The 12023-nt window shown below is 41.0% G+C and carries 14 protein-coding genes; 6 read left to right on the forward strand and 8 right to left on the reverse strand.

Annotation, left to right across the window (positions count from 1 at the left end; translation table 11 throughout):
* The 5 genes from NNO03_RS21930 to NNO03_RS21950 form a co-directional block, all read right to left on the reverse strand.
* A partial coding sequence (locus NNO03_RS21930) for a hypothetical protein (protein WP_271450549.1) occupies positions 1-264 on the reverse strand: 264 nt, incomplete at its 3' end.
* Between the two features lie 19 nt (positions 265-283).
* Positions 284-1411, reverse strand: coding sequence for an HrpJ domain-containing protein (locus NNO03_RS21935; protein ID WP_271450550.1), 1128 nt, complete (start codon positions 1409-1411; stop codon positions 284-286).
* Positions 1412-1414: 3 nt separating this feature from the next.
* Positions 1415-3163 carry a type III secretion system outer membrane ring subunit SctC gene (sctC, locus tag NNO03_RS21940; protein ID WP_271450551.1) on the reverse strand — a complete coding sequence of 583 codons (1749 nt, stop codon included), beginning with the start codon at positions 3161-3163 and terminating at the stop codon, positions 1415-1417.
* A gap of 203 nt (positions 3164-3366) precedes the next feature.
* Positions 3367-4149, reverse strand: a complete 783-nt coding sequence (locus tag NNO03_RS21945) for a helix-turn-helix domain-containing protein (protein WP_271450552.1) — start codon at positions 4147-4149, stop codon at positions 3367-3369.
* Between the two features lie 15 nt (positions 4150-4164).
* Positions 4165-4722 carry a hypothetical protein gene (locus NNO03_RS21950; protein WP_271450553.1) on the reverse strand — a complete coding sequence of 186 codons (558 nt, stop codon included), beginning with the start codon at positions 4720-4722 and terminating at the stop codon, positions 4165-4167.
* 59 nt (positions 4723-4781) lie between these two features.
* Between NNO03_RS21950 and NNO03_RS21955 the strand changes: the two genes are divergently transcribed.
* The 6 genes from NNO03_RS21955 to NNO03_RS21980 all read left to right on the forward strand — a co-directional run bounded on the left by NNO03_RS21955 (position 4782) and on the right by NNO03_RS21980 (position 8736).
* Positions 4782-6059, forward strand: coding sequence for a PrgH/EprH family type III secretion apparatus protein (locus tag NNO03_RS21955; RefSeq protein ID WP_271450554.1), 1278 nt, complete (start codon positions 4782-4784; stop codon positions 6057-6059).
* Between the two features lie 26 nt (positions 6060-6085).
* Positions 6086-6373 carry a type III secretion system needle filament subunit SctF gene (gene sctF / locus NNO03_RS21960; protein ID WP_271450555.1) on the forward strand — a complete coding sequence of 96 codons (288 nt, stop codon included), beginning with the start codon at positions 6086-6088 and terminating at the stop codon, positions 6371-6373.
* A gap of 78 nt (positions 6374-6451) precedes the next feature.
* A complete protein-coding gene (gene sctI, locus NNO03_RS21965; protein WP_271450562.1) occupies positions 6452-6763 on the forward strand; it encodes a type III secretion system inner rod subunit SctI in 312 nt (103 codons plus the stop codon).
* The gene (gene sctJ, locus NNO03_RS21970) at positions 6760-7482 is read left to right on the forward strand and encodes a type III secretion system inner membrane ring lipoprotein SctJ (RefSeq protein WP_271450556.1); all 723 of its coding nucleotides are present in this window, start codon (positions 6760-6762) and stop codon (positions 7480-7482) included. The genes sctI and sctJ overlap by 4 nt, the downstream gene beginning before the upstream one ends.
* 68 nt (positions 7483-7550) lie before the next feature.
* Complete coding sequence (locus NNO03_RS21975; protein ID WP_271450557.1) at positions 7551-8087, forward strand: hypothetical protein; 537 nt, start codon at positions 7551-7553, stop codon at positions 8085-8087.
* Positions 8080-8736 carry a type III secretion protein HrpE gene (locus tag NNO03_RS21980; protein WP_271450558.1) on the forward strand — a complete coding sequence of 219 codons (657 nt, stop codon included), beginning with the start codon at positions 8080-8082 and terminating at the stop codon, positions 8734-8736. Before NNO03_RS21975 ends, NNO03_RS21980 begins: the two co-directional genes overlap by 8 nt.
* Before the next feature lie 77 nt (positions 8737-8813).
* Here NNO03_RS21980 and NNO03_RS21985 read toward each other — a convergent pair whose 3' ends face one another.
* The 3 genes from NNO03_RS21985 to NNO03_RS21995 all read right to left on the reverse strand — a co-directional run.
* Positions 8814-9677: a hypothetical protein gene (locus NNO03_RS21985; RefSeq protein WP_271450559.1), complete on the reverse strand. Its 864-nt coding sequence runs from the start codon at positions 9675-9677 to the stop codon at positions 8814-8816.
* Between the two features lie 26 nt (positions 9678-9703).
* Complete coding sequence (locus tag NNO03_RS21990) at positions 9704-11479, reverse strand: pathogenicity island 1 effector protein SipB (protein WP_271450560.1); 1776 nt, start codon at positions 11477-11479, stop codon at positions 9704-9706.
* A partial coding sequence (locus NNO03_RS21995; RefSeq protein ID WP_271450561.1) for a SycD/LcrH family type III secretion system chaperone occupies positions 11460-12023 on the reverse strand: 564 nt, incomplete at its 5' end. The genes NNO03_RS21990 and NNO03_RS21995, both read right to left, overlap by 20 nt.

The following is a 12023-nucleotide window of genomic DNA, read 5'->3' on the forward strand; positions in this document are numbered from 1 at the left end:
CTCTGTATACTTTATAAATCTCTCGTATATAAGAGCTAGATCTATTTCTTTCTGCAATACACAATAATAGACTTTATCGTGGTGCGATAGAACTTGCTCATTGTGGCTAAGCATTTCACTGTTATTATATAACCATGCAGAAAGGTCGATCAAACTTATGGGCATTTCCACCATCACAAAATACCATACTCCATATCGACAGTAGCGGAATATATTTCCCTTGTATGTAACAGAGATTTCTTCGCCGGCTAGCAAATTGCTCACCTCATCCTCCAGTCCGCTATTAACCATATATCCTTCCGATATGAGTAAAACGAGCAAACCCGTCGATAATCATTGCAAGAGTGTTCTCAACACTCATTTTCATTTTTTCAGCATCGGCCAAATCATCTGCAAAGAGCGCGAACGGAAGTGGCTTAATGGCAGAATAAATTTGTTGAACAAAGTTGGTTTTATCACTACCTGCATAATATTTCATGCAGTTGTTAACCAGTTCAATCGTTAAATTCTTAGCTTCATCAGGTTGCAAAACAATATGAAAGAAGAAATCAAGCAATATGAAATCCTTTTCATTTGTTGATGGAATATATTCACTTTCATTCATCTTCGACATAAATACCTGATCGGCAGAACGCAGTATATTCATTCTAAAATTTGCTTCTAGTAAAGCACCAAATTCAAGTGCACTGCATGAAGGGTCATAACTATTAATATCACAATGCAATGCCTGAGAATAGTAATCCAATACAGCATAGCGATTTTCAATGCCAAATTTCTCAATCGACATCTGGTATATTTCTAGTGGATCAAGGTTCTGTGTAAGAAACCCCTCATAAGCTTTACGCAACGACTGTTCATTTTGTTTTAGTTGCAAACTAAATTTTCTGGCTGTGTTTGCGCTGTTAATACCTGCTTTGATCTTTTTCCTGTCAGGTCCCTTCATCAGATTTTCAAGCGCAGACTCCAGAATATCCGAAGAAATATCAGGCAACTCATCATCTTCTTTTTTCTTCTTTTTCATCAAAATAAACGCGTGAAGAAGCAAAGCAATTTCTGTCGGGTCGGCGAATAATTGATGCAGATAATTTAACAATTGTTTTGCCGTCATTGCTCCACCTTTGGCAAAATCATTAATTTTCACCACACAGTTTGGTGTTTTCTCCTTGATTGCGGCTTCACACTCTTCAGCAATGCTTTCAGGTGATGAAGGTTTTGCCTTTGCCGCACGGTTATTCTGCAGAAAAGAACTCAATAACGCGGACATATCATCGGCCATCGTCATCGCGACTGAAAAAGAACCTTTCTCCACCTTCACCTCAGCATCATCCTGCATCTTAGCAAGGACGTTGCTTAAATCGCCAATCCCTCCCGCACTTCGAATGCGGGACATTGGTAAAGAGTCTAATGCCATATTCTACCCCTGATGAGTTGGTGTTATAAAAGCATCTTGATTAATTTTTTGCGTCTTATTCTGATAATTTTTAATGGCATCCCAACCATCATTAATGTAGCCATCAAGTGCATCTTTGTGGCTAAAATCATCTTCCAGTATCCGGGGTTGAATCAAAAAGAGTCTTACTGCCTTCGAAGAATTGTTTGTCTTTGTTTTAAATAAATTGCCGATCAATGGAATATCACCAAGAAATGGAATTTTTGTAACGCCATCAGACAACTGATCTCGTGTATAGCCACCAATGAGAAGATTCTGACCGGCAGTCACCCGAGCCATGGTGCTGATAGCAGTATTTCCCACAACCGGTAATTGATCTACCGTTGCAGTATCACCTTGATCATCCGCCACAGTATTTCCATCTGTAATGTCAATATTCATCTCAACGAGTTTATTATCATCTGAAATCATTGGAATAACGTTAATGGAGGTACCATAGGTTACTGTCTGAAGCGAAACTTCTCTTTCCCCCATCAATTTGACATAAAAACTACGCGAATTGTCAAAGATAGCCGGAATATTATCCTGGGCCAGAATAATGGGACGCGATACAATATTCGCCTTATCCCTCTGACTTAGCGTATTAACAGTTGCCAAAAACATATCACTTTGCGAACTTGTTAAGATACTTGTGGCATTAAAAAATGTCTGGAGGTTTGAACCGACTTTATATTGCCCTTGCCAATTTACACCTATTTGCTCTAAATCATCCTTATTAATATCAATAATCCAAAGAGAAAACTCGACTTGTTTACGAGGAACATCAAGGCGGGCAATAAGATCTTTTATCATGTTAACTTGATCTTGCGTGCCTTTAATAAGCAAACTGTTACGACCTGAAAATGGCAATACTTTAATCTCACTGCCAGAAAATCTGCCATTATCGTCAAATTCTGCTCGCACGCCAAATTCAGATTCGTCGAGAATTCCTGTTTCAGTTGTAGACTCTGGCTTAATTTGCTTTTTCACTGCAACATTACTCTTTCCTTGAATGCCATTATCTGAAAACAAATTGTTGATTGTGGTGGCAATACCTTGCATCGTTTTCGTTTGTCCGCGATAGCTATAAGTACGATCATCTACGAAAACGTGTCGCAGTTTTACAGTATCAATCACTAATTCATTGTTAGATGACGAATATCCCTCTCCCATAAAGCCAGCTATGCCAACCACAATTTCAATATATTTTGGTGGTCCGGAGATATAAAGTGTATTAGATGGCATATTCATCTTAAGTGGATAACGGGCATCATACATGCCATTGCTGTGCAAGAAATCCTCCAGATCTCTATAGCTTCTGGCTGGAAAATGAATGATTGCAGTTTTAGCTTCTGAGGCTTCATATATATAATATATTGAACCATCAAAGTACCAAATTAACCCTAAGTCATGCGTAATGCGTTCAACCATTTCCATTGGTTTGTTAAGTTCGAAACGGCCTGTCACCGAGTATTTTTTTGCACGGGAACTTACAATAAATGGTTTGTTAGTTTGTGATGATATCGCTTTAAAAACAAAATCAACACTCTTATTATTTGCAGTAAAACTGTTAATTGGTGCCGTTAAAGTAACATCGCTACCGTGGGTCGATTGGCGAATACCATTACTTGTCGAATTATCCTCAACAGCAGAAACCACTCCACTATAGCTTAGTGCACTCAATACAATGAGTGTACTTAAATTTTTTATTGCGGCTTCAGTCCTGAAAAACATTGATATATCCATCCATGAAAGACGTGAAAAATTCCATATTCGAGCATTCGAGTGGAAACAAACAAACCCAGCCGTCATTAATACCAATTCGACACGCAATAAAATGATTCAATTTCATCACTAACATTGAGAGAACTGCATACTTATCAATAAAATATTCGTCGGTTAGCAGGAACAACTCGTACTGTTCCGTATGACAGATATTATAATTTTTCATTTATCTTCCTCAATGAGGATGGTGTCATACCGAAAGAGGATAAGATAACCTGGTTCAAATGAGACTGTGAACTAAATCCATTGCTCATTGCTATATGAGTAAGACTTTCCTTTGTCTCTACAATATCCAGCATTGTTTTTGTCAATCGCCATGCCTGCATTCTGGTTTTTACTGTATCACCGAAATATAATTGTGTTTTTTTCCTGAAATTCGAGTATGACAAACCGTAACGTTCACTCAAATTAGTAACATTGCCAATATCATTGTTGATATAATTTCCTATAAGATAGCTGGCGATCATATAGGACTCTTGCTGTCGTATAAATTCGCATAATGAGATAAACTGAAAATCATCAATTCTTCGAATGTAGCTAATAATAAATAATTGTNCTAGTTCTGAATATCTTAGACATAAATTGTCATTATGCTTATTTTGAGCATCAGATTTCCTGTTCGTATTGACGTCAGAATAATCCTGATATGCAGCATCGAGAAATGCAAGCAGTTCAGAAAAATAACCTATACTCACAGTACCCGTTAAAATCCGTGACTGTTGGTGATAATCACTGATCTGTCTGCCATAGACTAAATGCTGTGAAAACCTTCCCTGTTCGCCAATCTTCCAGCCAGGGTTTTCACCCCGCACACTCTTATGGCAAAGATTAACTTTATTTTCAGTGCTTAGTGAAACGCATAGCATAAATTTTTCAGATAACTGTCTGCGACTAAGGCTATTCCCTGGATACCATTCAATTTCTTTAACATTCATGGCCTATATCCGTCTTTATTCAGTACTTTGGTTAGCAGAAATTGTCATACTTCCGCTATCGTTAACATCAGCCATCATTGCCACAGCGTCCGTTACACAGATATTTAAGAAACGTTCCAGATTTTGGTCAGCGCTATTGATCGTTAATTTTTTTGACTGAAGATTCCATTGAATTTCGGCACCCGGATGTTGAGTCTCAGCAAGATACTGCGTTGCACAATACACAAGCTGTTGCCTGAATAAACGCGTAGAATGCGTGACATGTCCATCAGGCACCAATGCAATGTCTCTTTCTAACGGTTTTTTAACTGTGCAACCGAGCAGTACCGTGGATAAAATCATTACAGTGATAAATGATAAAGACCCGTTACACACATAATATTTATTCATATTTAAGTTCCCTTCCTTGGGAGCATACTTATCTGCCGTTTTGCTGCTGAATAACCCTTTTATCACTAGGGACCCTAGCTCTCGACATAGGCTAACGTCTTTCATAAAAATATCACATAAATTTTTATTTATATTTTTCCCATTTTCTTTTTTGTTGAATAAATAAATATTTATTTTTTTCACTTTTTATATCCCTTAGACTACTTAGCAGCATAGTCACCTTGTTTTGGTACGGGATTTTTATGGAAGAGAATTCGCAGCATGCAGGTATGGATTGCCTGCCCCACTATGTCATGAAGGTGCTTTCTGGCTCGATGTATGGAGTAGACATTCCATTACCTCACAGCGAAAACGTGCATGTCCGCTTCATGTCACAGGAACAGCTATTAACTGCGGAACAAAGTGAGCAGCAGTCTATTTTTAGCAGCATCAACACTGTTGTCGTCCCAGCCCCTGCAGAGCAGAGTACCTGCTTTTTGTTGTCATTAATAACTTCTACTGAAAGTGATACGGAGGCTGTCTCTTACCAGCTACTGTCACTCGCCGGAGAAGATTTCCTTTCCCCGGAAAATGGTGGAGAGACTTCAGATCGTGTTTTAAGCCTGAACAGCCCAGTTAAGATTGGCCTGATAACCATTGCCCTAAAAATCAAGGGAGAACCCTGGAGTCAGGACGTTGTAAACTATTCCAGAGGGCCGTTTTCTGCTCTGCATCAGGATGAAAGCATTACCGATACTTCAGTTACTAAAGTATCAACTGACAAATCATATTTGCGTCGCCAACTTTATTGGCTGATTTTTCTCAGTACCGTTATCCTTGTTGTAGCCGCTGCTTCTTTCATTGTTTATTACGCTAAGGTAGATAATAGCGCTTCAGTACTGTCTTTATTGTCTCCTGTTGAACCTGATATCGTTAAACTTAAGGATGGCAGCATTTACGTCATTGTGAAGAACGATACCGACGCCGGCTGGGGCTGGCAGGAACTCAATAAGAGTAATATCAATACAGAGAAAATTCATATCGTATCTCTTGAGTCTGCTCGCCTTGAACTCTCGGCAAAGCTCCACGAACTGAAGATCCCATTCCATAAAATTGAGCTTGCTGATTCTTCAACTTTAACAATAATGTTTAGTACCGAACGTTGTACTACAAATACGTGCAATAAGTCATTTAACGCTTTGATTAGTAAAAATTATCCATGGATAAAAAATACAGTCATCGGTTCATTTGCCGACCAAGAAATTATTGCATCTGCTAAACGTAAATTCAGTGAATTAGGTTTTCAGTTTACAACAAACATCACGCCTTTTAGAGCGAGTTTTATGATTCATGGTGTTATCGAGAGAGAACAATACACTGTTATCCAGAATTCGATAGACAATTTTAGACAAAAATATGGCAGTGAATATGTTCAGTTTGATTTTGGACTGGAAGAACCCGGATTACGGCCGTTGACCTATCGGAACGGTGATGACAGTTATGCCATCATATCTGATTACCACTGGCTTTATCCCTATTAAATTAAATGGAATAAGAGGAAATTAGAATGGTCGCATTTAACAATATCTCACATGATGCAAGCACTGTTGAGAATGCGGATTATGGCACTGGTTATATTAGCAACATGTCTTTAGGATTTGAGCAAGGTACACAAGACCTTAGACAAGCGCTGGATGATGCATTATCGGTCTTACAAAAAGACCCCAGTAACCCGGCTAATCTGGCTTCATACCAGTCTGCATTATCTGAGTATACGCTTTACAAAAATGCGCAATCGAACGTGGTGAAATCTTTCCGTGATATTGACCAGGGTATTATTGCTAACTTTAAATAATAAATGATGCGCGGCAAGGTAGTTCCACTGCTTTTGCCGCTATTGGATTTTCCTACGAATAGGAGTACTAACGTGAGTATGTCTATTAATCAGATATCACCACAATCATTACAGGCACCCACTTTTTCTGAATCACAGCCCTCTTTAGTCACAGGTGATTTGGTTGATCTGGATACGCGATTAGCTGAAGAAGTCTCCAGACTGGCAGTGGGTACCCAGATTGAGAAAGACAGAATTACCGCCGCATTGAATAACCCAGCAGTCACTTCCGACCCAGAGCAACTTGCAATATGGCAGAACAGGCTGAGCGCTTATACTATAGACACCAGTTTATATAGCACGCTGGCTCGTAAGGGTGTTTCCGCAATCGAAACATTAATAAAAACATGATGAAATCATTTAATATTAAGACTGCTCTATTGCTACTTGTTTTTCTACTTTGCGGATGTAATGAAAAATTAGCTGACCAATTATCTGAAAGGCAAGCTAACGAAATCATTACACTTCTGGAGTCGAATAATATTGATGCGTTTAAAGTTGACAGTGGCAAAGGAAAATATTCCATTCAGGTTTCCTCAGAAAGTCTGGCTTCAGCGACGGTATTACTGACTGCTTATAACCTTCCCTCCGCTGATGATATTGAAATATCACAACAATTTCCAGCGGACGCTATGGTGTCGACTCCTCTTGGTGAAAAAGCACGGCTGATCTCAGCTATTGAACAGAGACTGGGTCAGTCACTACAAGAACTGGAGCATATTACCAGCGCCAGAGTGCATTTGAGTTATCCTGGTATTAGCCCTGAAAATAATGATTCATCTTCAATGGTGGCATCAGTATTGATAACCTATCAGGGAACAATTGATGAGTCAGCATATACAGATAAAATCCGCCGTTTTATAAAGAACGGATTGCAGGATATGCACTATGAAAATATATCTGTGGTTATGTTCCGCCAATCCGCTCCACTTAAGTTAGTGAGTATCAAACCTGCATATCCGGTATGGGGATACATCGTTATCATTGCATCTTCAGTTCTACTATTAGTTCTAATTTTGCTCGGTGTGTTCTGGACCCGTATATCTCAACGTTTTTTTCTAAGAAAGTGACAGAGTAATCAGCCACAAAATTTTTCATTAGCGACGATTTCTTTTCGTCGCTTATTATTGGATATGCTATGAGTGAGATAATTATGCTTAGCAAAATTGTGCTGATGCCAGCTGACTGGGCGAATACGACCAGAGTAGCTAAATGGCGCAATGTGCCACGTACTGTTGTAAACAGACTTCTTTTACCACAGAACACTATTGATATTGACCTATTGCAACTCTCTGAACAAAATATGTTCTTTATTTCTCGCTGGGAAAAACTCTATAATGCAGCGATGATGGCCGCATCAAGGCAACTTGCTCCTATGTTCGTACGCTTTCCCGCCGCCCTCACGCTTTTAACGGCCAAACAGCGCGCATTCCTTTATATCCCCTGGTTTTCATCTTTATCCATAAACCAGGAATATCGCCAACCCGACCTCGCGATGCTTGAACAGTATGCATATACGTTGTTGGTAAAAGCGATGCACAATCGATTTCCCCCTCCACTTGTCCCTCTACTGGCCTTATTTTTCTCTGATGAATGTCAAGAACCTGATATCAGAGATGACCAAATCTATTCTGAAGAGTATTTTCTTTTTTTACAGGCTATAGAATATGCTTAGACAAATCTCACTTCCAAAGCAGTATTTGCCAGATACCCCGCTTATCAAAGCGAAATGGCTGAATTCAGCGACCAGTGCATCCAGACTTGAGCAACTTGCCAGGAAGCATGCTCAACATATGCTGCGCGATGCAAGAAATGAGGCTGATGAGTTGCGTTCTCTTGCCTGGATGGAAGGTTATAGTCAGGGAATACAGAAAGCATCACAAACTGTGGTCGATTACGTCAGCAATATTGAATCTGCAACATCTCAGTTGTTGAAACATTCGCAACATCAACTGGATAAACAGTTACAGCAATTATTTGCCAGTGAGGCCGGTATAGAAAATATGCTCGCACTATTAGCTCATTATCTATCCCGTGATGCTATTACAGACCGCAAAGCTATCGTTTCATTCCCTGCTTATGCCATTCGCTCAGCCAAAGCCATCAGCGATAATTTTAAGCAGTCCGGAATTGATGTAGAACTTCGAACATGTCAGGCCGCTAAGCTACGTGTAGAATATGGGCAGGAAATATGGTGCTGTGATTTTCAACGCCAACCATCCCAGCTAGCTAAATTGGCTATTACCGCATCGTTTGCCACATTGAATATTGCTGAACGACTTGAAGAATATCGTCAGCAGGCAGTAGAGTCTGTTGCGGAATAATCGATTCTGTTATTTTATTTTTAATTACTTATAACGGCCCGAAACATATCGGGCCTTTTTTATAAATTGATTAGCAATCAGGCTTTCAGATTGCTACTGACTGTGGAGACCAGATCTGCTGACGAGTGCCGTATATCAGCCATCAGCGAAAGAAGACTACTCATCACTTGCGCCGCTTTTTGGGCTGTTTCTTTGCTCATCTCCATGGTTTGATCCATCATTTTGCTGCTTGCCTGTAGGGTCGTTTGTTCTGCTTCAGAATTTTTCGTCTCCATACCAAACGCGCCCTGCTCTGCATCAGCAGCAGCTTTACCCAATGTGTTAGCCGCCAGCCCTTTATTAGTAGAATTTCCAGCGTATCCTTCGAAGAGTTTAGCATCAGCATAATTTTCCACCTTCAGCGCATTGCTTTGCTTGACACTATTTTTTGCACCACTTGCGCCATAACCAACCGATACTGCCGCACCAACCATCTGAGTCGTACCACTTGTAATACCCGATGACAAAGCCAGTTTTCCCTGTTCACGTAATTCATCTGCCGCAGCATCTGTAAAATCCTCACTAATTACGCCGAGATCGCCGGACATCTTATAACCCGCAATTGAGGATTCATTTTCTGATTCAATCATCGCAATCAAGAGAGTCAGCAGTGAACTGGCTTTTGGCATTGATACGGTTATCACATTACCGGTGCTGGTATCGCTGCTGCCTAAACCACTATGCAACTGGCTAAGAAGTTGCTGAGCCTCTTTACGTGCTGTGGCTTTGTCTTCTTTTGTCCCATCTACACCTTTGTAGCCATCGGCAACCAGCTTCACTAACGCCTGGTAGGCCTGAGTATCTTTGACGTTCTGTCTAATATTCGTCTGGGTAACATCTACATTCTCACTTGCATTAAGATATACGTTGCCCGTTACCACTGAATTAACCGATCCAACCATAATATTTATCTCCATTTTTACTACAATTACGCACGTGTATGTGCCAAAATTTGTTTACCTACCTGCATAGACATACCCGCTGCTTCCGTTTCATTTTTAAGGATCCCGTTCATGGTTTTCATCGTAGCACTGTAGTTTTCCACGATCATATCCATAAATCTTTTGACAAAATCATTATCTTTCATTATCTCCAGCAGTCTGGCAGAAATATTATCGCGCTGTTGTTCATAAACACCGCTGGTGATTGAATAAGAGGCACTACTAATTCCGCTGGCAGCGAGCGATGTTCTGAATGTAATTTCAGATCCCATTTTCACAATGCGTCCACCACCGGATAACCCATGGTTTGAAAGGCCTCTTAACATCGAATTTGATATATTACTTGGGAGTTTATTACTCAGAAATTTTGCGCCTCCCCTCAACAGTACCATAGCTGAAATTGTTAATAGCAACATTGTTATTGATGCAAGAATATTGGCAACCGCCTCATCCGCGCCCATAGCTTCAAACATTTTAGCAATTCCACTCACAACGGCATTCGTCGCTTTCGCCATAAAGGACTCACCCGTTGCAGCTTTCATAATTTGATCCGATATCATGAGGGCCGTGCTGGCAATAAATAAAATTGCCATCACGCCGCCGGTAAATAGTGCAGAAATGGCACCGGCAACCATCGTTATACACATAATTACTTTGCTGAGAGCGCCAAAGATCTTATGCATCCGTTTTTGTTTTTCCGCGACTTTATCGGATTTTTCTGTTTCCATAGCCAGTTCAGCTTGTTTGGCAGACTGCTGACTTTTGGCCAGTTCCATATTCGTCTTTAAGGTTTCTTCGTTACATTTACCTAAAATAGTCACTAACTGTGCCATCAAAAGATCGACTCGATTAATGCTACTTGTATTATCGTTATTTACGTCCTGAGTGCTGACTGTCGCACTCTCCAGTGCGTCCTGAGCCACTTTCAGCGCCTGGGTTGCCGTAACCACCGCTTGCTGTTTTTGCTGTGCATTCTCGGTGGCATCATTTGCCGACTCTTGCGCCTTGCTTTTGGCATCAATCGCCTGCTGGTATTCTTCAGCAGCCATGTCCACGGCCTGTTGCGCATTCGTTACCCTGTCTGCAGCCGTTTTAATCGCCAACGCTTTTTCTTCATCATTGCTGTAAGTCGCGTTCAGGGCGTCGTTATAGGCTGTTTCCGCTAAAGCCAGAACGTCCCGGACATCGTTCAGCGACTGCTCGGCGTTGGTTTGCGATGTTTCAGCCTGGAGTAAATTGTCGTCAGCCTCGTTTTTGGCCTTTTCGGCCTCGCTAGAAGCTGAATTTGCCTGCGTTAACGCCTGCTGTGCGTTTTCAACGTCTTGTGACGTCTGAACGAGTGCTGCGGATGCAACGCTTCCCATCAACTGTGTCGCTGTGGCACGAAACATTTGCCCGACCACGGCTGAATCCCCCAATTTTACCGCTAATGTGGCCAGTACCTCTGCCAGCGAATAGGTTGATGATTGTTGACTTCCCGACATCGCACTATTCGTCTCACCTGACTGCGATTCAGATTGCTGCGATGTTCGCAGCGTCACACTTTCAGGGGAACGTAAAGTGGGTTTCCATGATTCACTGGTCATGGCTAATTTCTCTGCGCGCGTAACCAATTTTTCCTGGACAATTTTCTGCGCAGTATTTTCGTCGCTGCTGCTTGTTGAACTAATATCTTGTTTCGCGGTTGTGATTCTTTCAACATCGCCTTCACTGGCTACCTGCTGGGTAACCAGCGTCGCAGGCTTATTTGTTATTCCGTACATGGTTATGATCCTCATCACTGTCGTTAATCTTTGTTAGCGCTTTAAGATACACCTCGGCACGTTTGACCAGCTCAGGATCCTTTTCGTGAGCCACGACCTCTTCAAATGAGTCGCGTGCTTTCGAATAGTTATGCAAGTGCATATAGCACTGCCCTGCTTCAAAAATGGCGCGCAAATTGTCATCATCAAGCGCATAGGCAATCGCATAGATATCCAACGCATGCTTATAGTCCTGCTTTAGCTGATAAACGGCGGCCAGGCCAAATGCGTAATCAGGATTATAGAAGTCATACATCATTAAAAATTTAAAAAAGTGCTCCGCTTTTTCAATTTCTCCTTTTTGGTAATACTCGTATGCACAGGCGTAGAAACCGTTCATCAGGCTATCTGGAATGCCATACAGCTGTTTGCGGGTAGCGCCAGACTCAAATAAATCTTCAATAAACTGTTCGCGGTTTTCTTCAGAGATCTTGCTGAGAAGATCTTCCATCAACACATCATTTTCATTGTCCATAATAAATCCATATCCATACAAATAATAGAT

The sequence above is a fragment of the Citrobacter sp. Igbk 16 genome, assembly GCF_028069755.1.
Taxonomy (GTDB): Bacteria; Pseudomonadota; Gammaproteobacteria; order Enterobacterales; family Enterobacteriaceae; genus Citrobacter.

Excerpts from the sequence above, each read along its gene's own strand:
- NNO03_RS21935 (WP_271450550.1), bottom strand. The coding sequence starts at position 1,411 with ATGGCATTAGACTCTTTACCAATGTCCCGCATTCGAAGTGCGGGAGGG.
- sctF (WP_271450555.1), top strand. The coding sequence starts at position 6,086 with ATGGTCGCATTTAACAATATCTCACATGATGCAAGCACTGTTGAGAAT.
- sctI (WP_271450562.1), top strand. The coding sequence starts at position 6,452 with ATGTCTATTAATCAGATATCACCACAATCATTACAGGCACCCACTTTT.
- NNO03_RS21985 (WP_271450559.1), bottom strand. The coding sequence starts at position 9,677 with ATGGTTGGATCGGTTAATTCAGTGGTAACGGGCAACGTATATCTTAAT.
- sctJ (WP_271450556.1), top strand. The coding sequence starts at position 6,760 with ATGATGAAATCATTTAATATTAAGACTGCTCTATTGCTACTTGTTTTT.
- NNO03_RS21955 (WP_271450554.1), top strand. The coding sequence starts at position 4,782 with ATGGAAGAGAATTCGCAGCATGCAGGTATGGATTGCCTGCCCCACTAT.
- NNO03_RS21980 (WP_271450558.1), top strand. The coding sequence starts at position 8,080 with ATGCTTAGACAAATCTCACTTCCAAAGCAGTATTTGCCAGATACCCCG.
- NNO03_RS21975 (WP_271450557.1), top strand. The coding sequence starts at position 7,551 with ATGAGTGAGATAATTATGCTTAGCAAAATTGTGCTGATGCCAGCTGAC.
- NNO03_RS21990 (WP_271450560.1), bottom strand. The coding sequence starts at position 11,479 with ATGTACGGAATAACAAATAAGCCTGCGACGCTGGTTACCCAGCAGGTA.
- sctC (WP_271450551.1), bottom strand. The coding sequence starts at position 3,163 with ATGTTTTTCAGGACTGAAGCCGCAATAAAAAATTTAAGTACACTCATT.